Here is a 25797-nt window from a genome sequence, read left to right as displayed (position 1 = left end):
ATGGACATGCAAAAGCAGGATCGACGCATACGAAAAACTCAAAGATTATTAAAAGAAAGTCTACTTGAACTTATGGAAAAAAAGGATTTTAAAAATATATCCGTAAAGGATATTACCGAGCTGGCAGATTTAAACCGCGGAACCTTTTATCTCCATTACGCAGATACCTATAGTCTTCTGCAGGAAATGGAAACGGAAGTATTAAGAGACTTTCAAAACATGGTAAATGGCTATCGTGACGCTTTTAAAAAGGCTTCTCTCATGCCAGTAACAATTCCCATCATTCAATATATTGAAGAAAACAAAAAGATATGTAAAATCCTTTTTGAGAACAGTTCATCCAATGATTTTGTTAATCGCTTCCATACTCTTATCTTAAAAAACGGAACTGCCATTATTAAAGAGCAATACCCCAACGCAAAGGATGTAACCTTAAACTATTTTTTGGAATTCATAACCTACGGGCTTACCGGAGTTTTTAAACAGTGGCTCAATACCGATATGCAGCAGCCGAAAGAAGAAGTTGCAGAATTCGTGGATAAGGTTATAATGGGAACTGCAAAAAATCTTTTAACCGCATAATTGTGTGATAAATATAAGACAATCCTTATGTTTCAATAAGTACTGACCGATATATGGTTAGTTAGATTTTGTAACTGCATCTAATCTTTTGCATTAAATATTACATAAGGACGATCATTATGCCTACAAAGAAAACAAAAGAAAAAGTACCTAAAACAAAACAAAAAAAATCAAAAGCTGCAAGAGTAAAGAAAGAAAAGCCTGCAAAAACTGGTAAAAAATCTTTATTGCCGAAAAACAAACGAGTCGTTATCCTATTGGTAGCAGCCCTGTTCATTGTTATTATCGGCGCCGCGCAAGCCATAATTTTATTATCCATGAAAAATAAGAATACGGTAAAAGAAAAGGTGGCCAAAGCACCGGATTATTATTTTTCAAAAGATGAGGACATCTCCTCTTTCACTACAATTGTAGGGGAACGTACCTACGAAGAACCAGCACCTGTTCCCGAAAGCTCAGAGGAGACAAAAAAATCAGAGGCTGAAAAGAAAGAGTCTGTCGATGCCGCAAAGTCTGGCACAGAGGCAGAAGGCAAGGCAGCTTCCGAAGGTGATACAGCTGATGAAGCAAAAGACACCTACAAATATGTACATTTGGAGAATGCCTCAGCAGATTTAAAAACCTATAAGGATTACTTAGAAACCCAGAAAAGTTTTATCGATGTGACCAAGGAAAGCACAACGGCAGAAAGCACGGAAAGTGAAACAAAAAGCGAGAATGCGGAATGTTATCAGCTGGCCGGTCCTTCTTCCGACTCCAAGACCTACCTCTCCATCACGCTGGAAACTGCAGGCGACAGTGTGACTGTGACAGCAGGCAAAGGCAGCGAATCCTGGAACGACTTTTTCAAAAACCAGTGGAATGAGCAGAAAAAAGTAATATCTGATATACAAAAGCAGCCCAAGTCAGAAACTTCCATTGAACAGGCAGAGAACACAGTTCGTTCTCAGGGGCAGGAAAAATTAAAACTTGCAGAAAGCGCAGATTCCTATCAGTTTATAGCTTCTCCGGGAATAACTAAAATCGAAGGAAAGAACTACTACACTGTACGGACTTACAAACGGCTTCCCGACAGTACGCTAGCCTATGTGGCCACTTATTTATGTGATTGCAACGACAACAGCGTAGGCTATCAATTTGACGAGGTAACCGGTCAGACCACCCCACTGGGGTAATCAAAAAGGACCATCGCTCCATAAGTGATTTACACATATGGATCAATGGTCCTTTTTGATAATATCATGATCTGATTATATTCTGGTACCAGTAAAAGCTGTCCTTTGGTATTCTTCTCTGGGTTTCATAGTCTACATAAACAATTCCAAACCGGTCGTCATAACCCTTTTCCCATTCGAAATTATCCAGAAAGCTCCACAAAAAGTACCCTTCCACCTTCGCTCCGTCTGATACTGCGCGCTTCAGTTCAGACAGATGGCGCTCCAGGTAATCAATTCTGGATGGATCGTGAACACCGCCATCTAAGGATATTACATCCAGGGCTGACATACCATTCTCTGTAATAAACAAAGGCAATTGGTAAGTATCGTAAAAGTTCTTTACTGCCCAGTACATGGCTTTCGGAGTAATGGGCCAGCCCATTCCGGTCTTCCCATGTCCGGCCGGTAGCCGACCAAGAATTAAATCACCTGCGTTGGATAAATTAACAGAGGTTCCCTGATAGAGATTCATCCCACAAAAATCAAGAGGCTGGCTGATTAGAAGCCGGTCCCTTTCGGACAATTCTGGTAAGTCTTCCCCAAATAACTGAAGACATTGCCGGTGAAATCTTCCCTTTATAAACAATTCATTCCAGAATGCGGAAGAATGAATCCAGTCTTCCTCTCCTATGGAGTTCTGAAGCTCTTTTGCTTTTGCAGCCAGCAATTCAGTTTCTACCACAGGCCAGTAGGCATTGCCGCAGGTAGGTGCATATCCTACCCGGCAATCCGATACTATTTCCCGTAGTTTCTGGACAGATTTCCCATGTGCCAAAGCAATATTCCTGCACATGGCAAGGATTCTGCCAACCGGATATTTGATTCCCGGAGCATGGGTGCATCTGTCATATCCAAGCCAGGTAAATATCTGAGGCTCGTTAAACGTAATGAAATTCTTTACCCGGTCTCCAAATGCATTTGCTACAACTGCTGTATATTCAGCAAACCAATCAGGGCTGCTGGGATTTAACCATCCGCCCTGCATCTCCAGTTCATTGGGATAATCCCAATGAAACAAGGTCACATATGGAGTAATATGATGCTTTAACAGTTCATCAATCAGATCTGAATAGAATTTAAGCCCCTTTTCATTGACGCTTCCGGTACCATGAGGCATAATTCTTGGCCAGGAAACGGAAAAGCGGTAAGCCCCCACTCCAAGTTCTGCAAGCAGGGCTACATCCTCTTTCATCCGGTGGTAATGATCACATGCCACGTCTCCCGTATGTCCTTCAAAAATTTTGCCTTTCTCTCTTACAAAGACATCCCATACAGACAGCCCTTTTCCATCCTCAAAAGCTGCCCCCTCTATCTGATAGGATGAAGTTGCGGTTCCCCATATAAAGTCTTTTTTCCAGTCCATCGTATTTATCCTTTCACACTACCTGCTGTCACACCGCCAATGATGAATTTTGACAGGCACAGATAGATGATTGCAACCGGAACGATGGCAATGGTAATAAGCATATAAACCTGCCCCATGTCAAATTTTAAGAAATCTGCACTTCGAAGCTGGGCAATCAGGATTGGAAGTGTTTTTTTCGTATTGGATTTAAGGACTAGGGAAGGAACAAAATAATTGTTCCAGGAAGCTACGAATGCAAAGATTCCCTGTACTGCCAAAGCAGGCTTCACAATGGGAATTACAATATAGTTAAAGGTGAAAAATTCATTGGATCCGTCGATTCTGGCTGATTCCACGATTTCTAAGGGCAAATTACTCTGAAAATAAGAAACCATAAAATAAAATACGACTGGTGCAGCCATAGATGGAAGAATCAGTGGAACAAAACTGTCCATAAGCCCCATTTTACCAATCAGGCTTAAAAATCCAAGGGTGGTTACCTGATTCGGAATCATCATAATCAGGATGATAAAAAGATAAACAGCATTTCTGAACTTAAAATCATAGGCGTGAATCGCGTATGCAGTCAGTGCTGATACGTATACCGAAAGAGCTGCAGAAGCACTGGCAATAAATAAACTGTTTACTATTCCACTTACTACAGGCAGATTCTTGTTGTGCAGTACGTTATATAAGTTAGGACCAAATGATTTTCCCGGTAAAAATGAGAATCCCTTAGCTATTTCCGGATGGGATCTGGTCGCATTGATGATCAGGCAATAAAAGAAAAAAAGGCAAAGAAACGATAAAAGCGACAATACAATATAGGCTGCTGCCTTTTTTAAATTCTTCACTTTTCCCATTATCTTGATCCTCCTTTCTCTTTACCTGAACCGGTAAGTATGAAAAATACTACGAGGCTGAGTGCTGCTGTTATAATGAAGAGTATTACAGATAACGCTCCTGCCATACCGTAGTTTTTGCTGTATAAATGATTGTTCAGAAACATAATTAACGTCATGCTGGTCCGGTCAGGCGTACCTTTTCCATTAGTAAGTACCTGGGGTACATCAAACATCTGCAGTCCGCCGATGAGTGAAGTAATCAGCACATAAATAAAAATGGGTTTAATTGTAGGCATGGTAATTTTGGTGAATATCTGAAGAGATTTCGCCCCATCAATGGCCGCAGCTTCAAACAAAGCAGAATCCACTCCTAAAATAGCCGCCATCAAAAGGATGGTCGTATTACCAAACCACATCATAAAGTTCATAAAACCGACCAGTCCCCTGGTTCCCCATACTGTGGTGAGATAACGGATCGGACTGTCAATCAGCCCCATTCTTATCAAAAGATTGTTCATTGGACCGTCATCTGAAAACAGGGCAAAAAACAGCATGGCAAAGGACGCTGCCATAATTACATTAGGAAGATAAATAATTGTCTTGAAAAAAGTACTTCCTCTTAGCTTCATTCTGAAATCAGCAAACCAAACCGCCAGAATCAGGGAAAAGAAAATCTGAGGAATAAAACCGATTATCCAGAGAATCACCGTATTGCCCAGGTATTTCAGGAGATCACTCTGGAAAATAGAAATATAATTTTCAAATCCCACAAAATTAGGTCCGATCTGGGTTAACCCTGAACGGTAATTTTCAAACATGCTGTTATAAAACGTAGTTACCAGGGGGATAAAGGAAAATATTAAATATGTAGCAAAGAAAGGTATTAAAAAAATATATCCCCATTTTGAATAGCTGACTTTCTTTCTGGCTTTTGCCTTTTTTTCTCTTACCATGATGGAGCCTCCTGTTTTCATACAGGGCGGGAAAATCCCGCCCTGTATTTTGCTACTGCTGTACTTCTAATTCCGGATATTTCTCTTGTGCTGAAGTGTAGAAATTCTTAAGTGCTGTATCTTTGTCTACAGTACCGTTAAAATAATCATGCATAGCATTCTGGAAGCTTTCATTCAGACCCTGATCATAAGGAGAAATCTTGCTCATATCGATCTTCTCTGCAGCGTCACAATACATCTGAAGAGGATTCTGTCCGCCAAGGAAAGCTGACTTGTAGTCGCCCTTTGCAAGAGCTTCCATAACTGTCTTATTATTAACAAAGTCATTCTTCTCTTCTACAATTTTCTTCATGGTTGCATCATCACAGCAGATTGTCTTCATGATATCTGCTACGATATCAGGGTTATCAGTACCATTAGCTGCACACAGCCAGGTTCCGCCCCAGTTATAGGATTCTGGTCCAATGGTTGCAGCCCAGTCACCGTAATTACCATTTCCTACTTCCTGCTTTCCGCCGTCTGCTTCTGCTTTTGCAAGAGAGTTTTTAGCAAGAACGAAATCTACGCCCCATGCAGGCATGAAATAACCAAATACTTTTCCTTCAGGTCCCTGTCCGGAAGCCCATTCAGCTGCCCAGAGTGTGGTCTTCTGATTGTAACCGCTGTCTGTGTATTTCTTTGTCTGATCAACCCATTTTTCAAGGTTTGGATCAATGGCTACCTTCTTTCCATTTACCCATGGAGCAGCTACATTGTTAGAGAAAGTACGGTAAGAATCATCATAGCCGGAAAGCATAAAGTAACCTTTGTCTTTCATCTTGGCAGCTGTTTTGTCAAAAGAGTCCCAGTCATTAATCGCTTTTTGAACTTCTGCAGGATCATCGGTTCCAAGTACTGCTTTGGCAATAGAGCGGCGATAGATATAAAGTCCTGGGCAGCCCTGCCATGAAATACCTTTTTGTGCTCCCTTGGAATCCTTAGCGATTACTTTAGTATAGTCATACTGCTTTGACATATCCTGTTCTGTAACACCAACATCCTTTAAATCCATGGTGTAATCAGAATTTACATACTTCAGAATGTAATCTGCTTCAACCAGGAACATATCCACTTTATCATCAGGCTTTGCGTCATTCTGATTTAACAGTGCTTCATCAAGAGCATTCTGATAGGCGTTGTTCTCACTGGGAGTTGTCACAAAATTAACCTTATAACCTGCCGGAAGCTTGGAAGCATAATAATCTTCATATCTGGCTTTGAATTCATCGTTCCAGACATAAATATTAATCACTTTTCCTCCTTCACCACCAGCCTCTTTCTGCGTCTCCGCCTTTGCCTCAGTTTCCTTGGCAGTCGTCGTGTCTGCAGCTGTGCTTCCGCTTTCGCTCGGTGCACTCTTTGAAGAGCATCCGGCAACCAGTGAAGCTGCCATCACCGCGCATAATAATCCGCTTACAACTTTCTTCTTCATATTTCCCTCTCCTTTTCTGATATTACTATCATGAAATATTAGCATTACCAACCGATTCCCCTGTGATCAGTTCGCCTTCCACAATAATCTGTTCCGTGAAAGTCGTCTTAGGTTTATCGATCGTGCTTATCAGTTTTTTAGCGGCCTGCATACCAATTGCTGATGTATCCTGGCGAATGGTAGTAAGCCTGGGGTTTAATATCTGTGATAATCTGCTGCCGTCATATCCGGCAATTGAGATATCATCTGGAACCCTTAAATCCCTCCTCCGGATTTCATTAAGCCCGCCGATCAGTGCGGTATCATCCGGATATAAAATACAGGTTGGTGGATCTTTTCTGTCTAACAACTCACTGGTACATGCCATAGCCTGGCTGACATCCAGATAATCTGCTTCCAGTACATAATCATCTGGTACTGAAAGTTCCCGGCTTTCAAGAAATCGATAGAAGCTGGTGAGTCTGGCTTTTGTAACGGTAGTGCTCGCCTGTCCGTGTATGTAAGCAATCTTTCTATGTCCTTTTTCGTAAACATATTCCATCAGGCTCTCAATGCCCTTTACGTTATCGGACAATACAGAAGAACAGTTTTCATTGATGTGATCGATTGTCACAACAGGAATGTCCCCGTTTAACAGTTCAACCACTTCAGGGTTGTCAAATTTAACACAGGCAATCACCACTCCGTCTACATTTCTGTATTTGCAGTGTTCATAATAGGAAACTTTCTTTTTTCCTATCTGCCCATTAATAAACGTGATATCATAACCCTGCTTTTCAGCCTCTACCTTAAACCCTTCAAGAACCGCGGCAAAATATTCATGGGTCAGACCGCTGTTAGCCTCATCAACGAACAGAACCCCTATGTTATAGCTTCTGTTTGTCTTTAAGGACCTTGCTGCAGCATTGGGAAAATACCCCAGCTTTTCCGCTGCCTGCTTAACTCTTATTTTAGTACTCTCCCCGATGTCGCTCTGATCATTAAGCGCCTTGCTCACTGTGGCAACGGAAACCCCGCAGTGCTGTGCCAGTTCTTTCATAGAAATCATATGTCTCATCCTTTTAACTTAATCGTTTTCGTATTTTCACTATACCCCTTTCTTTGGCAAAAATCAATATGTTTTTTCTTTTTTGTCTAGTTTAAATAGTTTTTATTAATTGTTTTTGTGCATATTTACATCATACAAAAGACTAATATATTTTTTCTTCTATAATTTCAAAGATTCCTCTTGTTTTTTTTCTCAACCCGCGCTATTATGACCGTATAACTCCCTAATATCTTTCTTAATCGTTTTCGAAAAATGTCGTTTTTAGGGATTTGGGTCATCCAACAGGAAGGAGTTATTCAACTATGAAATATGGATATTTTAATGACCAGGACAAAGAATATGTAATTACTTCCCCAGATACTCCTCTGCCGTGGATCAACTATCTGGGAAGCGAGAATTTCTTTTCGCTGGTTTCCAATACCGGAGGGGGATACAGCTTCTATAAAGATGCCAAGATGCTCCGGCTTACAAGGTACCGTTACAATAATGTTCCTCTGGACAGCAACGGACACTACTACTACATTAATGAAAACGGCACTATTTGGAATCCGGGCTGGCAGCCTTCAAAGACTCCCTTGGATTTTTATGAATGCCGTCATGGACTTGGAGTGACCCGTATCACTGGAAAGAAGAATGGTTTAAAAGCCAATGTGACATCCTTTGTACCACTGGGAGACTCCTGCGAGATCAACCAGGTAACATTAAAGAATGAAAGCACAGGGTCCAAAGATTTTACCCTGTATTCTTATGTGGAATTCTGTCTGTGGAATGCCATGGATGATATGACCAATTTCCAGAGGAATTTCAGTACCGGTGAAGTTGAGGTGGAAGGTTCTGTTATTTACCATAAAACAGAATACAGAGAAAGACGAAATCATTATGCCTATTATTCCGTCAATTCACAGATCCAGGGATTTGATACTGACCGGAATACCTTTGTAGGTGTCTATGGTTCCAACCAGAACCCTGCTATGGTGGAAAAAAATGCTTCCGGTAATTCCATGGCAAGCGGCTGGTCTCCCATCGGTTCTCACCGGATCACACTCCATTTAGAGCCCGGAGAGGAAAAAACCTTTGTTTTTGTACTTGGTTATGCTGAGAATGAACCTGATTCAAAATGGAGTGCACCAGATGTGATTAACAAAGCTCCATCTGACGCTGTTCTGAAAAAATACCGCACTGCTGCTGATATTGAGACTGCACTGGAAAAGCTGAAACAGTATTGGACAGATCTTCTATCCACCTACAGCGTATCGCTGAAAGAGGAAAAGACAGCCCGCATGGTTAACATCTGGAACCAGTATCAATGTATGGTTACCTTTAACATGTCCCGTTCTGCCTCCTATTACGAATCCGGAACAGGTAGAGGTATGGGATTTCGGGATTCCTGCCAGGATTTGCTTGGTTTCGTGCATATGATACCGGAACGGGCCAGAGAGCGGATCATCGATATTGCCTCTACCCAGTTTGAAGACGGAAGTGCTTATCACCAGTATCAGCCTCTTACAAAAAGAGGAAACATGGACATTGGAAGCGGTTTTAATGACGATCCTCTCTGGCTAATCGCAGGTGTCAGCGCATACATACGGGAAACCGGCGACTGGGATATTTTAAAAGAAAATGTTCCTTTCGATAATGATGCTGACAGAAGCCAGACTTTAATGGAACATTTAAGACGTTCCTTTGGATTTACAAAAACCCATTTAGGGCCTCATGGACTTCCGCTTATTGGCCGTGCCGACTGGAATGACTGTTTGAATTTAAACTGCTTCTCAACAGAGCCAGGGGAATCATTTCAGACCACCGGACCATCAGAAGGGCCTGTTGCGGAATCGCTGATGATTGCAGGAATGTATGTAAAGTATGGTAAAGAATACGCAGAAATCTGCCGTTTGACGGGATTGGAAGAAGAAGCCATTGAAGCAGAGACTTCTGTAAAAGCGGTTTATGACGCAGTCCTTAAATCTGGCTGGGATGGAGAATGGTTCCTGCGGGCCTATGATGCTGCAGGCAATAAAGTCGGCTCAAAAGAGTGCACAGAGGGGCAGATCTTTATTGAACCTCAGGGATTCTGCATAATGGGCGGTATCGGAATAGAAGAAGGACTGGCTAAGAAAGCTCTTGACAGTGTAGAGGAAAGACTTGATACCACCTATGGAATCGTTCTGCATCAGCCGGCATATCAGACTTACCACAAAGAGCTGGGTGAAATTTCTTCCTATCCGCCAGGATACAAAGAAAATGCCGGTATATTCTGCCACAATAACCCATGGATTTCCATTGCAGAAACCATGATTGGCAGAGGAAACCGTGCATTTGAAGTATACCGGAAAACAGCTCCTGCCTATACTGAGGAAATCAGTGAGATCCATAAAACAGAGCCTTACTGCTATTCCCAGATGATCGCCGGTAAGGATGCTGCTAATTTCGGTGAAGCAAAGAACAGCTGGCTCACTGGTACAGCTGCCTGGACCTTTGTCTGTATCTCCCAGCACATTCTGGGAATACGTCCCGGCTTCCATGGGCTGATTGTTAACCCTTGTCTTCCGGATTCAATCGGGGAATTTTCTGCGATCCGTAAATTCCGGGGTGCTACCTATCACATTCATGTAGTAAGAAAAGGGGAAACAGGCAATAAGATTTCATCCTTCCTGGTAGATGGTTCTGCCATTGAGGGGAATGAGATCCCATTCCAGGCTGGAAAAACAGAATATCGTGTAGATCTTACACTGGAATAAGCAAAAGGGAGAAAGCCAAAATCATGGCTTTCTCCCTTCTCTTTTCTATCCTCTATTCTTTATCATACGCTTCCAGTGCAACGGGCAGCGCCTGAATTACTACATTACCCGCTGCAGGCAGCCCCACCAGAATGCTGCTGATTATTTCCTCTCTTGTGGCTCCATGGGCTTTTGCCATCTGAACGTGGAAAGGCAAACCGCTCTCCAGCCTCATAACAGCCATAACGGCTATATATGCAAGTTCCTCTGTTTTTTTATCAAGGCTGCTCACTGAATCCAGCTTGTGGATCATCTCCATCCATGGGTTCTGAACCTCCGGTACCTCCTGTGCAAATACTGAAAATGCATTACTTACCTGCATACGTTTACTCCTCTCTTTTTTGTGTACCTCTGTTTATTCTTTAGAAAACTCATTCTTCCAGGCGGGCAGCTTCTTCATACTGCTCACTGCAATTTTTTCTGCTGCTGACTCATCAAACCCCTGTGTTTCCATAATAAACTTTGTCATACCGGCTTTCGCCTCTTTAAAAGACCGCATGGTTCCGTCAGGTCTGGCACAATAGACACAGTATTCTTTCTGCTCGTCGCCCTGTGGAAAATCCGATTTCTTTTCCATAGGCATACCGCAGGCAATGCATACCTTCATATCGCTCTCCTCCTCTATTTCGTAATCAGACTTATAAATGTGTGTTTCAATTCTCCTGCATAGCGGGCTAAAACTGGTTCGTCCGGGGAAAAGAAATCCTTATTCCATAAATAATAATGGATCATGCCAAGCCAGTTATTAAAAAGCATATGGACTGGAACCTCTTTTACAGTTCCATTCTTCATCTCCCTTGATAACAGGAGATTGAAATGATGGGCAATCGTAGACTGATTATCCGCATACATATACTGTACCTCTTCTGGCAAAAGGCTTCTCTCCGTAATCAGGCGCAGATAAAACTCCTCATGATCGATGAGAACCTTTAAATGTGCATCCAGAAAATCACTGACACTGGCACTGGTTTCTCCCATATCGTGAAATTCAGCAGCAAGGCTGATCTGAAACTCACCTATGATGCACTCCAGCAAATCATTCAGAGACTGGAAATGGGCAAAAACGGTTCCATGTGAGACCCCGGCCTCTTTGGCAATTCTCGCTGTTGAAGCGGAGAAACCTTCCGTTGCATAGATCCGGTATGCCGTATCAATAATTTTCTGCCTGGTACTTTCTTTTTGTATCTGTCTTTTTGATTTCATATTAATGACCACCAATTCATTGAGTGTATACTCAATATAATCTTTTTTTTCTATCTTGTCAATATTTTTATAGTAAAAATAATTCTGTCATCTGAAAAGAACCGGCTAGCGCTTCTCACCGGTTATACTTAACCCCATAAAATCCTTTACCACTACTCCCCCTTTAAGCTTGCTGCTGTTAAGAAGTTTCTGCATCTCTTCCTGAGTATAAGATGCATACAGCGAAGAAAGAAATCCTGGTCTTATCTCTTTGGGCTTTGTACTGAAATAAATTATATATTTTTTTAAAAAACCGATATCCCGTCTCATATCTGTGATGCAATATCTTCCGCCTATGCGCAGAACACGGTAGATCTCGTTAAAAACCTGAACCGGATTTTCCCACTCATGAAGGGATCCATTGGATACTACGCCATCAAATGCGGCATCCTCAAAAGGCATATTCATTCCATTGCCCTGTACATAACGAGCTGAAATTCCATATTCCCTGGCATTTTTCTCTGCAATACGAATCATGGCAGGGCTAATCTCGCAGCCAGTAAATGTTCTGGGATTTACCTGTTTCGCCAGCTCCAGGCCAACGTAACCAGGGCCGGGGCCTATTTCCAGTATATCTCCCCCATTTATTCCGGAAGCTATCATCTCAGCCACTCCATTCCAGCCCTTATCCCTCATGAGCTTTGCAAACTTATCGAATATCTCTGCTGCCACTTCACTCTGGATCCCCTCATTGGTTTCAATTATTCTTGCTGCTGTCATAACCTGCTCCTTTCTTCCTCATCGCCTCTATGGATTCTTCGGCCCAGCTTAGCTCAGCCTTGTAATGCATCAGATGGTGATTAAATATAATATCAGCATAAATCTTCATTTCTTCCGGTATTACTTTTTCCATCTCTGTTCTGTGATCTTCAATTCCCATAATCACCTTTTTCAACTTGCTCATATGAAGATTCAGACTCTGTAAAAAGTCAGATGCAGTCAGATATTCAGAAAAATAGAATGCGGCGTCAGCGTCAAAAACCGGACGGTAATTCATATCCAGAGTCTGCTTTAGCAACTCCTTAAATTTTTCTGCCCCGCTCTCTCCCACAAAGTAAACAGTTTTTTCAGGTCTGGTACTTTGCTTATCTCTTATGGCTGTTAAAATACCAGAAGCTTCCATCTTCTCAAGATGGTAATACACATTCGGTAATTTGATCCTGGTAAAATCCTCAAGCTGCTCTTCCATGATCTTTTTAATCTGGTAGCCATGCTGCGGTCCAAAGCGCAGTAATATTCCAAGTATATACAATGGTATCATATAAATTCGCTCCTTTTATAGTCAGTACTGACTATTTATAATTCTCATTATACTCAGTACTGACTAATTGTCAATGCTGTTTTTACCTATTTTTTTGTTTTTTCCCTATTCCGCCATTTGTTAGGTATTTGGTCACTCCATTGGCATAAAATGGTTATATACTGTATATAGAAAGGCAGGCTTGTCATGAACAAAATACTGGATAATGATTATTATGACTTTATCATCAGCAACTCCCTGATCCCTTCTAATGACCTTTCAGAAAATGTCACAAAATTAAACAGTGATTATTCTCTGCTTCATCTGGCAAAAAAAAATATGCAGGCCTGCGATTTAGGCTTACATCCATACGAAAATTTTCCTTCCATTTTTACACTGACTTCCACCATATCCTCAGATCCTCCCGACAGTGCCGCCGTTGCTGACCAGCTTCTTTCCAATTATATGGGGCTTGGAATTGTTATTGGTATCATAGATACAGGCATTGATTATTCCCACCCTGCTTTTCAAAATCACGATGGAACAACACGAATACTTTCAATCTGGGACCAGACTGACCAGACTGGTAAGCCTCCGTCTGGTTTTGCGTTTGGCTCTGAATATACGAAAAATCATATTAACACTGCTTTGAAATCTCCTCTTCCATTAAATATTGTCCCTGAAGTTGATACCGTCGGCCATGGCACTGCCATTTCCAGTATTATATCAGGAAGCCGTGATGAGAAGAATTCCTTCGTGGGAATTGTTCCGGAGAGTAAGCTGGCTGTTGTAAAATTAAAAGAAGCAAAAGATAATTTAAAGCAGATTTATTTCATTCCCACACACTCCCTGTGCTATCAGGAATCTGATATTATGCTTGGTATCCGGTATCTTCTGGGTGTGGCGGAACAGTTAAACCGACCTCTGATTCTTTGTATCTGCATGGGCAGCAGCCAGGGGGGACATGATGGGCGCGGCCCTCTTGGTTCTTATTTAGACCAGCTGACCAGACAGCCACGTATTGGTACTGTCATTGCAGCAGGCAACGAAGCGGCCCTTAAGCGGCATTATTATTGTTATTCTCATACACCACCCTTTTACAGCAGCTTTGATCTAAAAGTTGGAATGGAGGACCGAATGTTCTCCATGGAAATCTGGCCATTTCCAGCGGGGCGGATCACCCTTGAACTTTACTCTCCTGATTGTGAAATAGTAAGCAGTCACTATACGTCTATTAATACCTGTCAGACGTTCAGTCTGTTACAGGGACAGAGTTCCGTCTTCATTAATAATATTATTCTGGAAGGTTCTACAGGAGATCAGATGATTCTGGTTCGTTTCAACAATCCGTTACCCGGAATATGGCACTGCAGGGTTAAAAGCGAAGGAAATGAACCCTTCTCCTTCCACTGCTGGCTTCCATCGGGAAACCTTATTACTGCTGATACCTACTTTTATCAATCGAATCCAAATACAACCATTACATCTCCAGGTGATGCACGTGTTCCCCTGACAGTAACGGCTTATAATCAGCTTGATAACTGTATTCTGGAAGAATCCGGCAGAGGATTCTCCCGGTTTGGCGAGATTGTTCCAGATGTTTCTGCTCCTGGTTTTAAAATCCCCTGCGCTCTGCCGGAAAACCGGTACGGTACGCTAACTGGCACCGGTGCTGCCGCAGCTCATGCAGCTGGAGCTGCTGCAATGATAATGGAATGGGGATTTATCAGAGGCAACCATACCCCAATCACAGGGGTGAAGGCAAACCGTATGATAATACGCTGCGCAAAACGCGATAACGCTTACTTTTATCCAAATAACATATGGGGATATGGCAGAATAGACATGCATCATTTTTTTGAACAGATCTCTACTTTTACCTCATAGAAAAAGACCTGTGAATCTGGATTGCTCCTATTTCACAGGTCTTATAAATCACTTTATGAAAATGCAATATTAATATCGATTGGAATATCATCTGCCAGCAGCTGAATACAGAGTATCTGATTGGAATTCATCTTTACGGAAACCTGATCTCCATAGAGCAGCGTAGGAGTTGAAATATCTACTGTAATACCAATGTTGGAGAAAAATGTAGCAGCGTTCGCTGTAAGCATATTGGCCAGTTCTGAAATTGCACTCTGTGCCATTTCATTAAAATCGTCTACTGGCATACCCATCATCATCGTAGATGCTACTTTTTTTGCACTTTCCAGATCAAGATAATAGACAACATTTCCTTTTATCTCTCCTACAATACCAACTGTCATAATGACTCCGGTATAAGTCAGATTGCTATCTTTCAGGCTTAAATTGGTTTTTTCAACTTTTTCAAATCCCAGCTGTGGCATAACGGATAGAAATGCTTCAATAAAAGGATTTATGTATTTTACATCCACTGATCATCACCCCTTTGAAAACCAATATTTAAAAAGATTTCACCAAAATCGGAATCTGCCAGTATGTTTGTTGTTGTATATCCAGGAGCAGTAATATGGATACTTTCACCATGCATGATTGTCGGTGGTGCCACCCGGAGTCCATAAGCCTTATTCATTCTGTTTATAATAGAACAGGCGTTTCCTGATACTATGTTGGTAAACTCTCCAAGTACTGCAAGTACCTCATCAATGCCGGTAGCCTCTCTTTTCATAATGGAAGCTGTCAGCTTATAAGCTGTTTCCATCTTTACATCAATCAGCATTCTTCCGGAAAACTTACCGATAATACCTACGATCACTGCCAGACCTTCTGACTGGAATTCCTGGCTGCAGACATGCTCTTCCTTATACTGGATCAGCGACTTTGTAAGTTTGTTTGTTCCGTCAAGAAGTGCTTCTTTAAAAATCTTAATATACTCACTTGATAAAAAACGAAACAGCTCTTCCGATGACATAACACGGTTTACCGCAGTCATCAGCTCGTCTTCATCAATTGGTTTCTGGACATAAGCTGAAACCTTGTTTTCTTTTGCTTCTTTCACAATTTCATCATCCATCATGGAACTGATAACAATAACTTTTATGTTTCTGTCAATTTCATGAATTGCACGGGTGCACTCCAATCCATCGGTTCCAGGCAGTGTCATATCCATCGTCACAAGCTGAGGCTTTGTTTCCTGTATCACCTGTTTTACTTCTTCCAGTGTCCCTGCTTCTCCAACTACTTCAAGACCGTTTCTAACAAGAATTCCTTTGATAAACGCGATAGAGAAGGGAGAATCATCAACTATAACAACTTTTGTACCCGCCATAGAATAAAGCCTCCTGTAATTAATAATGATTATTACCTTTTGTATTATACAACAATATCATATAATGGCGTATTTTGTCAAAAGGTTTACTTGTCCGATTACAAAGGTTCGTTTATTAAGTCATATTTTTTCCAAATATCACCAAAAATGGTATCACTCATATTTTTCAGCTCATATAATAATAGAAACAATTATATCGGTGAATGATGCTATGTTTGAAAATGACAAGACGGAATTCGATTCTGAAATGACGAATCTGCCGGAATTTCCTTCGGATTTCGGACCAAATCCATTTATTATTGACATGCAGAAAGCAGCCAGACAAAATGACAATTTTCGCACTACATTGTGGACTGGAGACCATCTTCAGGTCACACTAATGAACATCCCAGTGAAAGGGACAGTGGGACTGGAGGTCCATTCAGATCTTGATCAGTTTTTAAGAGTGGAGGAAGGCCTGGGCCTGGTTCAGCTTGGAACTTCAAAGCTTTCCATGGATTCCCAATACCTGGTATTTGACAATTACAGCATATTTGTTCCTGCAGGCATCTGGCATAATATTGTTAATATTGGAAACCAGCCCCTTAGAATGACTTCTGTTTATGCTCCTCCTCACTATGAATGGGGCACCGTACATCCAACCAAGGCCGACAGCATTCAAAACGAAGAAAGCTGATCCGGTTCTTATGAGACATAAAATTACAGCCTGCCCGGTTGAACCAGGCAGGCTGCAGTATTTTGGAATTATTGTGTGACGTTAATAGTAACTGCTTTTGGTCTTGTCATTGCTTCTATGGAATATCTTACCCCCTGAGTTCCCATACCGGAAGCCTTTACTCCCAGGAACGGAAAATGATCTGGTCCTCGTTCTGTCTTGTTATTAATCTGTACCGTTCCCACTTCTAATTTCTCAGCAATGAGAAAGGCCTTATTGATGTCTTTTGTGAATACAGAAGATTGTAAACCATACTCGGAACGGTTGGCGATTTCCACTGCTTCATCCATATTCTTTACCCGGATAATAGGCAGAATCGGCGAAAATGGTTCTTTCCATGCGATTTCCATATCCACTGTCACCTTATCTAACAAGGTAGGATAAACCAGGTTCCCCTCTCTCTTATTACCCACAATCAGTTCAGCCCCTTTGTCGATGGCATCCTGAGTTAAAAACACTGCAAAATCCGCAGCTTTCTGATCAATTAAGGGTGTAACAACTGCAGAATTTCTGGGATCTCCTACGGATAATTTATCAATTCTTGATTTCAACATGGTGACTAACTGGTCTGCTACTTTATCTGTTGTAATAATTCGTTTCACCGCTGTACAGCGCTGTCCGGAATAGGAAAATGCGCCTTCCACAATATTATCTGCAGCATACTCCAAATCTGCATCTTCCAGTACAAGAGCCGCATCCTTGCCACCAAGTTCCAGAAGCAAGGGCGTCATACAGGAGATTTGGGATATGTGCCTGCCCACCTCTGTGCTGCCTGTAAAATTAATAAAATCAATTCCCTGGTGGGTTACAATGTAATCGCCGATCTCACTTCCTTTTCCGGTTACTGTCTGTATCACCCCTGCCGGAAGTCCTGCATCCTGCAATGCCTTTACAAGGTGAAGTGCACTGATGGCGCCCTGTGTTGCCGGTTTCAATATGACTGCGTTGCCTCCCATTAATGCAGGTGCTATCTTAGAGGCCGATAAATTAATTGGATAGTTAAAGGGGGATATTGCCAATACGGTACCAAGGGGAATTCTCTTTATATAGGACATTTTATTTCGTGAGCCCCCTGGAAAATTCTCACCGCTCACTGCAATTCCTTCCAGACTTTTCCCAGCATCTGCAGTAAAACGTAAAAAATCCACAGTTCGTTTGACTTCTGATACGGAAGATTTCTTATCTTTTGCAATCTCCATCATGAGGATATCTGATATTTCTTCTGTCCGTTCTTCCAAAAGCGCTGCAGCCTTATAAAGAATTGCTGCTTTTTCGTATATGGGTACAGTGCCCCACTGGGATTGACCGGCTTTGGAATACCGGATTATTTCATCCACCTCTTCCTTACTGATCGCCTGTATCTTACCCACGAAAGAACCATCCGCAGGTGATGTTATGGTAATGACATCTCCTGATGCAGATTCTGTCCACTGCCCATTAATTAAATTGTTATATATAAGATTCTCATTGCATAATCCAGCCATATGATTCTCTCCTCTCATTTCTTTATAGTTACCATCTGACTATAATATACCAAAAATATAAAATCAAATACCAATGATTTTATATGCTAACAGTATACTGAACATTAGTTCCTAATGCAATAAATTTTTTATTAATTATATGCTAACAGCAATATATATGATACAATTAATATTTAAACGCCGGATACTTTTATATTAGGCGTACAATATTTCTATATACGGGGTGAAATGAGATGAAACGCAGTGTGATATTTTTATTATTTGCAATTACTATTACCATTATGTTATCCAGTTGTGGAACGTCACTGAGCGAAGAGGAAATTCAAAAGCGCAGGGAGGATTATTTAGTTTTAATTGATTCTCACCATGCAGTAGGTTATGATAATAACTTTAAGTTACTGAAAGAGAAAAATTCTATGGAAGAGAATTTGAGAATTTTATGGAAATACTATCTATCAGACCACGATTTCCCTGACAGAGATACACGAAAGAATGTGGAACTGCTTATTAAGCTTGGAAATTTTGACTTTATTGCAGAGGGGCTGCGGTCCAAAGCTGCTCCTGAAAATCCATATTATAACGATTGGCCGCGTGATAGCCAGTATAACACGAAATCAGAAACAGTGTGGTTTGAAGATGATGAAGTGCTTTGGCTTATGCTTCTCTTGCCAGACTCTGATATTCCAGAGGAACACTCAGGGCTTAAGGAGGTTTTGGCTGAATGCGGGAAAAATATTTTAGGAGGAGATCTGGACGAGCCTGCGACAAGCGAGGGCATCTGGTTTTACTATGAAAAAACAAGCCCTGGTTTATTAAAGAAAATAGATCCTAAATTTCTGGAATATTTCTCAAATGAGATTAAAACCGCCTATAAAAATGCAGACGAAGACATTCAAAATCGATTTATAAATGCCATCGACATTGAACAAATCAGGTATATAAAACATAACGATAGTCCGGTCCATGTTTTTTCACTGAACGAAGCAGAACAGCTGATGAAGGAGTTTCCACCTGCAGGCTCATGGGATGGTGGCTATATTCGTATCGTGGATCTTACCTACTGGGAGTGGATTGATAAGTATGGGAAAGGTGACAAAAACATTAATGAATCCGTATATGATGCTTATACATACGCAAGAGAGTCTGATGTTTTAGTTCCTGTTATCAATCCGGTGGATGCGCGTTTTGCAGTTTACGAAGAATATACGGATGGGAAGTATTATGCCACTTACACTGGTAACACAAATTTTGCTGTATATCTTTTAAGCTTAAATATACGCATAGTGGATTTATTAACCGGAGAGGAAATATTCAGCGAGTTAACACTCAGTAATCCCCCTCCTAATGAAATTTCATGGACTTCTTATGGGGGCAACGATTTCAAAATCGTTGACGGCAAATATTTTTACAATGATTTTGATTGGGGCAGGTACGCCGCTGTGATGGAGAAGTACTGTGATAATCCGGTTTCGTCAAGCCAGCAGGAACGGTAACTACATAATTGTTATGAACGTCAATCAGGGAAAGGAGCTCTCCAATGAGAACTCCTTTCCCTGATTTATTTCACTACTACTCCCACCCCATCGGGTATGACTGTTATGTCAGCATCTGACCCTTTTATTTCGAAAGCCCTCTTAAGTGCTTCCTCAAATGTATATGCATGCTGCATATGCATTTTTTTAATCATTTCCGGATCACATAGATCGGAAACCAGAATGACTGTATGCTTTTTAAGTATCCGTGCAAGTATCTGGAACTCCCATTGATCCGGTATTGTTTCTGTTCTTCCGGTCTTCATCACACGGTTAAGAACTTCATCCGGACTCTTTGCATTTGCCATGTTTTCATAGAAGGATTTCCCTCCATGCCCGTCATTGCAGGCAGAGACCATAATAATAACCCCGCCCTCTTTGCACACAGCTTCTGCTGCCGTCATTCCTTTCACAGACTGATATACATTCTGGTCAAGAGGATATCCTCCATTGGAGGTTATGGCGATATCTGCTTTTACAGCCTTGACGGAAGCCAGATCCATAACAAATTTGCAGCCCTCTGCATGTGCCAGCTCGCTGTCTCCTGCGAAGGCATTAATAATATTTTTTTCACTGTCAATGACAACATTCAGTATAAAAGCAAGCTTTGCCTTTCTGGCTGCATAAAGCATATCATTATGAATGGGATTGTTATGAATGACTCCGGTCCTGGCGTACTCGCTTGCTATAAATTCAGAGCAATGGTTTGCCATTACGGTTTTCGCCGATGCCACGCCTGGAAGTACGCTCTTTCTTCCTCCGGAAAATCCCGCAAAAAAATGAGGCTCTATAAATCCTTCTGAAATCAATAACTCCGTTTCCATTGCCAGCTTATTAAGCCAAAGCTCTCCGCCGGAAGGTAGAGTTCCCACTCTCACTACGCTGTTTTCATCTTCTGATAAATGATTGATGATCACTTCATGGTCTGCTATTTCCTTTCCAAACTTATGAATCAGTTCTTCCATCGTATCAGGCCTGTGAAATCCGGTAGCAATTAATATTTTAATGTCAATATCAGGGTTGACCTTTCTGATCCGTTTAAGAAGGATGGGCATTGTCACTTTACTTGGTACGGGTCTTGTATGATCGCTGGTTATAATCACCATGTTTTTTCTGCCCTGAACCAGTTCTTCCAAGGTGGCACTTCCGATTGGGTGATCCAAAGCCCTGTTTACGATCTCCTCCTGACTGCCACAGGCGTGAAAAGTATGGGCTTTTGATTCTAATATTCCAACCAGATTATGATCTGGAATTTCAACCTCTAAAAATCTGTTTGAATACGGAATTTTTATTTTAGCCATAAGATTCCCTCACGATCTTTTTATCAGATTGAATTACTGAAAAATCTTCCCCGGGTTTAAAATATTTCTGGAATCAAATGCCAGTTTTATATTCTTCATCAGTTCTACATATTCCTGACTGTACTGCTCCAGCATATATGCTTTCTTGGCAAAACCAATTCCATGTTCTCCGGAAACCAGACCGCTTAGCTCCCTTGATTTACTGTACATGGCTTCAAATACTTCTGAAAGTTTCTTTTTCCAGGCTTCCTCTGAAAGCTCATCCTTTAATACATATACATGAAGATTCCCATCCCCTGCATGACCAAAACTTCTGATTCTTACTTGAAATCTGTCTTGAAGTTCGTGGGTATATTTAATAAATTCAGCAACTTTATTCCTGGGAACTACTACGTCACATTCATCCATATCTGTGGTCGATGCTTTCACAGCTTCCAAAAATGCTCCTCTTGCAGACCAGACAGAGTCCTTTCTCTCATCTGTATCAACGATAAATACATCGCAGGCACCTTCCTTCAGGCAGATATCCGCCACTTTTTCATATGCCCGTTCGATTTCCTCCCTGGTATTTCCGTCAAATGTCAGTAAGAGATATGCATCGGAAGAATTATCAGGGAATTTCTTTCCTAAGTATTCCTCAGCAGCCAGAATTACCTCTCTCTGCATAAATTCTATGGCAGTGGGAGCGGCTTTTGATTTCACGATTTCCGGAACCGTACTGATTGCCATATCCAGGCTGGGAAATGGAATTAACAGTGATATCGCCTTTTTAGGCAGAGGAAGCAGTTTTAAAATGGCCTTTGTTACAATTCCGAGGGTTCCTTCTGACCCGCATATTAAGTCTTTTATGCTATAGCCAGAGGAGTTTTTTACCACCTTGCCACCGATTTCAAGGATTTCCCCGTTTGGAAGAACAACCTCCAGCCCTCTGACGTAATCTCTGGTAACTCCATATTTAACCGCTCTCATGCCTCCTGCGTTGGTATTGATGTTACCGGCAATCGTCGCTGATTTTTCACCTGGATCTGGCGGATAGAATAAATCATGTTCTTCAACAAATTCACTTATTTCCATTAATAAGACCCCTGGTTCCAGAGTCAGTGTGAGATTTTCTTCATCGATTTCCAGTATCCGGTTCATCTTAGACATATTAATCATAATTCCGCCGTAAACAGGAACAGATGCTCCCACTAAACCAGTACCTGAACCTCTGGCTACAACAGGAATCCTGTGGTCATAGGCATATTTCATAATCTTTGATACTTCTTCTGTTGTAAGAACATCCACCAGGACATCTGGCTTCCGGCTTATTCCGCCCATTTCATCATGGCTGAAATCATCATTAATTTCTTCATCGGTAAATACTCTGTCCCTGCCTAGCAGAGTCACCAGATATTCCACGTCTCCGGTATCAATTTTTTTATAATCCATCACATTTATTCCCTCCTTGATTCGTAATTTTTCTATCAGCAAATCGACCCGCATTCTATGTAATAATTGTTAACTACGCTCCTGTACACTTTAATTCTTTCACAAGCTGGGGAACGATTTCATAAATATCTCCCACGATTCCATAATGTGCTGTATGAAAGATCGAGGCGTTTTCGTCTTTATTGATAGCAAAAATACGATCTGAGTGATTCATTCCAGCCACAAACTGAACGGCACCGGATATTCCCAGGGCAATGATCAGCTTTGGCTTCACCGTTCTTCCGGAAAGACCAATCTGCTTCTTTGCCGGAATCAGCCCAGCCTCCACAAGAGGTCTTGTTCCAGCAATCTGGGCATGGAGAAGATCTGCCAGATCCTGCACCATCGCCATGTCTTTTTCGGATTTTATAGCTCTGCCTACTGCAACGATTACCTCTGCATCAGATATGTTTTCTTCAACTTTTTTCTTTGTAACCTTTAAAACCTCTATCTGGGATTTTAATTTTTCCGGTTCCAATTCACATACCGTTATTGTTCCCTTTGGATCCCTCTGTCTTTCTGGTGCATTCATAATCTTATATCTTACCGTTGCCATCTGGGGTCTTGTATTGGGGCATATAATCTGAGCCATAATATTGCCGCCAAAGGCCGGTCTGATCTGAACAAGATCTGTGTTTTCCTTCATTTCAAGTATGGTGCAGTCAGCCGTTAATCCGGTTCTGAATCTGGTAGCTACTCTGGGAGCAAGAGATCTTCCCGTGGTGGTGGCCCCCACCAGTATGGAAGATGGTTTTACTTTATTTATAAAGTCTTCCATGGCTGCCGTGTAAGTTTCGATTCTGAAATCCTTTAATTCTTTGTTATCGTATACAAAGACTTCATCCACACCGTAATGCAGCAGCTCTTCTGCTTTCTTTTTTATATTGTGGCCGATAAAAACGCAATACACTGGAAAATCAACTATTGAAGCAAGCTCTCTGGCTTTTCCGATCAGCTCCATTGTCACCGGATGAATGGTTCCTTCTACATGATCAACATAGACGGCAATCCCTCTCCACAGGCTCTTATCAACCTTTTTTGTCTCTGTTTCAATAAATTCCATTACCCCTGCCGGACCCTTTTTCACACATATCTTACACATCTTACAGCCTGCATTCACCTGCACTTTTCCATCTGTGTATTCTATTGCTCCAAAAGGACAGACTTTTAATAATTCTTCAATATTTGACTCATTCACATTCTCCTGGTTACATATTAACTTGCCCATAAAATCCCCACCCTTCTTTATATGAATTTTAACTCTTTCAGTTTTGATGCCATCTGTAAGCTGAGTTTATCGCCGGTTCCAGTCCATATCTCTCTGTCATTGTTGACGGATGGGGGGAATATTCTCTCTACCTGTGTGGGGGAACCATTTAACCCATATTTCATCTCATCTTTATCTTCAAAATCATTGATGGTCAGGATTTTGATTTCCTTGTCTTTTGCCTCTAACTTTTTCTTATAAGATGGCAGTCTTGGCTGGAAAATATCTTTCTCAACGGTGATTAAACATGGAAACTGGATTTCGGCGACTTCAATGGTGTCCGGCATATCCATTTCTACTATGATTGATTTTTCTTTTATTTCTACAATCTTTAAAACGTTGGTAATATGAGGGATTCCAAGATATTCCCCCATCTCTGGTCCTACCTGAGCGGTATCACCATCTGTTGTCTGCTTTCCGCATAAGATAAGATCAAAATTCCCCATTTTTCTCACGCCCTGGGAAATGGTATAAGAGGTAGCAAGTACATCTGCTCCTGCAAACTTTCTGTCCGTTATTAAGGCTCCGTCGTCTGCTCCCATCATATATGCTTCTTTAATTACCTCTTTCGCCTGAGGCGGTCCCATGCTGATCACCTTTACCAATCCGCCCTGCTGCTCTTTCATTTTCAGTGCGGTTTCCAAAGCATACAAGTCATAGGGGTTCATTTTTGAATCTACACCATCTCTTTTTAAAACACCAGTTACCGGATCCACTTCAACTTTTGATGTATCCGGAACCTGTTTGATACAGACTAAAATATCCATACGTATCCCTCTCTTTCTATGTATTAAATATAGTGTGGCAAATCATACAAACGTAATATGGATTTGTATTGCTTTATTGGTATAATGGTCTGACCACTTATTGCCATAATATCACAATCTAAAAAAAACATCTATACATTTTCAAAAATTTTAGTAAAAATATAAAAATAAAAAGGTCAGAGCGGCTCATCATTTTGATTTTAAGCCGTTCTGACCTTGTACCGTCAGATTCAGATCACTTCTAGCAATACATCAATAACCCCACCGCACACCATGCCTTCCTCTTCTGCATCTGCTCCGGTCATATCCACATGGAAAAGCTGAGACTTCTCCCTGTCACTGTGAAGCATCTGGAATGCGATCTGAAGAACCTCTGACTCCATGCAGCCGCCGCCGATGGTTCCAATACACCTTCCTTCCGGCGTTACCAGCATCTTTGTGCCAACCTCCCGGGGAGCTGACCCTTTTCTTGACACAATGGTAACCAGAACGTTTCGTCCTGTTTTTTCTTCCGGTTTCAAAATGGCATGCAATATATCTTTGGAATATCCGCTGGAGCGCATCTTCTTGTTCTTCACTTCAATGATTTCTGCCATAATTGCAATTCCGATTTCAACTGGAGTTTCCGCATTGATACTCAGGCCTATGGGACTGTATAACTGATCAAGAACTGCCTTATCGCACCCGTTTAGCAATGCAGTCTCTTTTACCTTTGCCACCCGTGCCCGGCTTCCAATCATTCCAATATAGGAATGTTTTTTCCTGGCAATCAGTTCCAGACACGTCTGATCATAGCGGTGGCCTCTTGTTACTATAACAAAATACGTATTGCTGCTTCCCTCCACCTGGCTCAGTCCCTGCTCAAATGGTTCACAAATAACCGTTGTCGCTCCTGCCCGCCTTGCATTGTCTGCAAATTGGGGGCGGTCTTCAAGTACGGTGACTTCACATCCCATCATGAGACCAATCTGTATTACCGGAATTGAGACATGACCCGCACCGCATATCACCAGATGAATCTCCCGGCCCAGCCAGTCACAGTAAATATGCCTGCCATCAAGAGTAATCAACCCTTTTTTGCATTGATCTTTATCACTTGCCACGTTCCATACCATTTCAGCATGACCAGAAAAATAACCGGACTCTTTCGTCTCACAAATAAGCATCCCATCAGAAAATAACGCCTTCTGCCCCAATGCTTCTCCATCGATCACTGTCGCAACCATATTTCTTTTATTGGGATCACAGTCTGCAATGGCTTTGTATAATTCCAACATATTTTTTCTCC

24 protein-coding genes are annotated in these 25797 nt (G+C 41.6%); 6 read left to right on the top strand and 18 right to left on the bottom strand.

The window, feature by feature from the left end; translation table 11 throughout:
* Together ACOAOT_RS08090 and ACOAOT_RS08085 are read left to right on the top strand one after the other, a co-directional pair.
* The gene (locus tag ACOAOT_RS08090; protein ID WP_170823437.1) at positions 1 to 582 is read left to right on the top strand and encodes a TetR/AcrR family transcriptional regulator; all 582 of its coding nucleotides are present in this window, start codon (positions 1 to 3) and stop codon (positions 580 to 582) included.
* Positions 583 to 701: 119 nt separating this feature from the next.
* Positions 702 to 1757 carry a hypothetical protein gene (locus tag ACOAOT_RS08085; protein ID WP_420216513.1) on the top strand — a complete coding sequence of 352 codons (1056 nt, stop codon included), beginning with the start codon at positions 702 to 704 and terminating at the stop codon, positions 1755 to 1757.
* A 64-nt stretch (positions 1758 to 1821) separates the two neighbouring features.
* On the opposite strand, the gene ACOAOT_RS08080 is transcribed toward ACOAOT_RS08085, so the two are convergent.
* From ACOAOT_RS08080 to ACOAOT_RS08060, 5 genes are read right to left on the bottom strand one after another with little or no spacing between them, the layout of a single operon-like run.
* Positions 1822 to 3162: a GH1 family beta-glucosidase gene (locus ACOAOT_RS08080; RefSeq protein ID WP_420216512.1), complete on the bottom strand. Its 1341-nt coding sequence runs from the start codon at positions 3160 to 3162 to the stop codon at positions 1822 to 1824.
* Between the two features lie 5 nt (positions 3163 to 3167).
* Entirely contained in the window at positions 3168 to 4007 is an 840-nt protein-coding gene (locus tag ACOAOT_RS08075; RefSeq protein WP_420216511.1) for a carbohydrate ABC transporter permease, read from the bottom strand.
* Complete coding sequence (locus ACOAOT_RS08070) at positions 4007 to 4942, bottom strand: carbohydrate ABC transporter permease (protein WP_104436058.1); 936 nt, start codon at positions 4940 to 4942, stop codon at positions 4007 to 4009. The genes ACOAOT_RS08075 and ACOAOT_RS08070 overlap by 1 nt, the downstream gene beginning before the upstream one ends.
* Before the next feature lie 52 nt (positions 4943 to 4994).
* Positions 4995 to 6413, bottom strand: a complete 1419-nt coding sequence (locus ACOAOT_RS08065) for a carbohydrate ABC transporter substrate-binding protein (protein WP_420216510.1) — start codon at positions 6411 to 6413, stop codon at positions 4995 to 4997.
* A gap of 28 nt (positions 6414 to 6441) precedes the next feature.
* Entirely contained in the window at positions 6442 to 7461 is a 1020-nt protein-coding gene (locus ACOAOT_RS08060) for a LacI family DNA-binding transcriptional regulator (protein WP_104436057.1), read from the bottom strand.
* 302 nt (positions 7462 to 7763) lie between these two features.
* On the opposite strand from ACOAOT_RS08060, the gene ACOAOT_RS08055 reads away from it, so the two are divergent.
* Positions 7764 to 10199, top strand: coding sequence for a glycoside hydrolase family 94 protein (locus tag ACOAOT_RS08055; protein ID WP_420216509.1), 2436 nt, complete (start codon positions 7764 to 7766; stop codon positions 10197 to 10199).
* Positions 10200 to 10251: 52 nt separating this feature from the next.
* Here ACOAOT_RS08055 and ACOAOT_RS08050 read toward each other — a convergent pair whose 3' ends face one another.
* The 5 genes from ACOAOT_RS08050 to ACOAOT_RS08030 form a co-directional block, all read right to left on the bottom strand.
* Entirely contained in the window at positions 10252 to 10560 is a 309-nt protein-coding gene (locus ACOAOT_RS08050; RefSeq protein ID WP_420216508.1) for a carboxymuconolactone decarboxylase family protein, read from the bottom strand.
* A 33-nt stretch (positions 10561 to 10593) separates the two neighbouring features.
* Entirely contained in the window at positions 10594 to 10845 is a 252-nt protein-coding gene (locus ACOAOT_RS08045) for a zinc ribbon domain-containing protein (RefSeq protein ID WP_420216507.1), read from the bottom strand.
* Positions 10846 to 10859: 14 nt separating this feature from the next.
* Positions 10860 to 11441 (bottom strand): TetR/AcrR family transcriptional regulator, encoded by a 582-nt coding sequence (locus ACOAOT_RS08040; RefSeq protein ID WP_420216506.1) that lies wholly within the window; start codon positions 11439 to 11441, stop codon positions 10860 to 10862.
* A gap of 105 nt (positions 11442 to 11546) precedes the next feature.
* Positions 11547 to 12200 carry a class I SAM-dependent methyltransferase gene (locus tag ACOAOT_RS08035; protein WP_420216505.1) on the bottom strand — a complete coding sequence of 218 codons (654 nt, stop codon included), beginning with the start codon at positions 12198 to 12200 and terminating at the stop codon, positions 11547 to 11549.
* Positions 12178 to 12741: a PadR family transcriptional regulator gene (locus ACOAOT_RS08030; RefSeq protein WP_420216504.1), complete on the bottom strand. Its 564-nt coding sequence runs from the start codon at positions 12739 to 12741 to the stop codon at positions 12178 to 12180. The genes ACOAOT_RS08035 and ACOAOT_RS08030 overlap by 23 nt, the downstream gene beginning before the upstream one ends.
* Positions 12742 to 12927: 186 nt before the next feature.
* Between ACOAOT_RS08030 and ACOAOT_RS08025 the strand changes: the two genes are divergently transcribed.
* Positions 12928 to 14607, top strand: coding sequence for a S8 family peptidase (locus ACOAOT_RS08025; protein ID WP_420216503.1), 1680 nt, complete (start codon positions 12928 to 12930; stop codon positions 14605 to 14607).
* Positions 14608 to 14660: 53 nt separating this feature from the next.
* Here ACOAOT_RS08025 and ACOAOT_RS08020 read toward each other — a convergent pair whose 3' ends face one another.
* Both ACOAOT_RS08020 and ACOAOT_RS08015 read right to left on the bottom strand, forming a co-directional pair.
* A complete protein-coding gene (locus ACOAOT_RS08020) occupies positions 14661 to 15119 on the bottom strand; it encodes a chemotaxis protein CheX (RefSeq protein ID WP_420216502.1) in 459 nt (152 codons plus the stop codon).
* Entirely contained in the window at positions 15110 to 15973 is an 864-nt protein-coding gene (locus tag ACOAOT_RS08015) for a response regulator (protein WP_420216501.1), read from the bottom strand. The genes ACOAOT_RS08020 and ACOAOT_RS08015 overlap by 10 nt, the downstream gene beginning before the upstream one ends.
* Positions 15974 to 16184: 211 nt before the next feature.
* Here ACOAOT_RS08015 and ACOAOT_RS08010 point away from each other — a divergent pair, with 211 nt between their 5' ends.
* Entirely contained in the window at positions 16185 to 16649 is a 465-nt protein-coding gene (locus ACOAOT_RS08010) for a cupin domain-containing protein (protein ID WP_420216500.1), read from the top strand.
* Positions 16650 to 16717: 68 nt separating this feature from the next.
* Here the strand turns inward: ACOAOT_RS08010 and ACOAOT_RS08005 are convergent, their stop codons facing one another.
* Positions 16718 to 18172, bottom strand: a complete 1455-nt coding sequence (locus ACOAOT_RS08005) for an NADP-dependent glyceraldehyde-3-phosphate dehydrogenase (protein WP_420216499.1) — start codon at positions 18170 to 18172, stop codon at positions 16718 to 16720.
* 233 nt (positions 18173 to 18405) lie between these two features.
* On the opposite strand from ACOAOT_RS08005, the gene ACOAOT_RS08000 reads away from it, so the two are divergent.
* Positions 18406 to 19665 carry a hypothetical protein gene (locus tag ACOAOT_RS08000; protein WP_420216498.1) on the top strand — a complete coding sequence of 420 codons (1260 nt, stop codon included), beginning with the start codon at positions 18406 to 18408 and terminating at the stop codon, positions 19663 to 19665.
* A gap of 65 nt (positions 19666 to 19730) precedes the next feature.
* On the opposite strand, the gene larA is transcribed toward ACOAOT_RS08000, so the two are convergent.
* The 5 genes from larA to ACOAOT_RS07975 all read right to left on the bottom strand — a co-directional run bounded on the left by larA (position 19731) and on the right by ACOAOT_RS07975 (position 25786).
* On the bottom strand, positions 19731 to 21005 hold the full coding sequence (gene larA / locus ACOAOT_RS07995; RefSeq protein WP_420216497.1) for a nickel-dependent lactate racemase: 1275 nt from the start codon (positions 21003 to 21005) through the stop codon (positions 19731 to 19733).
* A gap of 33 nt (positions 21006 to 21038) precedes the next feature.
* A complete protein-coding gene (locus ACOAOT_RS07990) occupies positions 21039 to 22436 on the bottom strand; it encodes an FAD-binding oxidoreductase (RefSeq protein ID WP_420216496.1) in 1398 nt (465 codons plus the stop codon).
* A 73-nt stretch (positions 22437 to 22509) separates the two neighbouring features.
* Positions 22510 to 23703 carry an electron transfer flavoprotein subunit alpha gene (locus ACOAOT_RS07985; RefSeq protein ID WP_420216495.1) on the bottom strand — a complete coding sequence of 398 codons (1194 nt, stop codon included), beginning with the start codon at positions 23701 to 23703 and terminating at the stop codon, positions 22510 to 22512.
* Positions 23704 to 23720: 17 nt separating this feature from the next.
* Positions 23721 to 24509 (bottom strand): electron transfer flavoprotein subunit beta/FixA family protein, encoded by a 789-nt coding sequence (locus ACOAOT_RS07980; protein WP_420216494.1) that lies wholly within the window; start codon positions 24507 to 24509, stop codon positions 23721 to 23723.
* A 230-nt stretch (positions 24510 to 24739) separates the two neighbouring features.
* The gene (locus tag ACOAOT_RS07975) at positions 24740 to 25786 is read right to left on the bottom strand and encodes an XdhC family protein (RefSeq protein ID WP_420216493.1); all 1047 of its coding nucleotides are present in this window, start codon (positions 25784 to 25786) and stop codon (positions 24740 to 24742) included.
* Positions 25787 to 25797 lie beyond the last annotated feature (11 nt).

The sequence above is a fragment of the Lacrimispora struthionigena genome (genome assembly GCF_048627165.1).
Taxonomy (GTDB): Bacteria; Bacillota; Clostridia; order Lachnospirales; family Lachnospiraceae; genus Lacrimispora.
The sequence above is the reverse complement of the archived record's forward strand: the minus strand, read 5'-3'. Positions and strand labels throughout refer to the sequence as shown.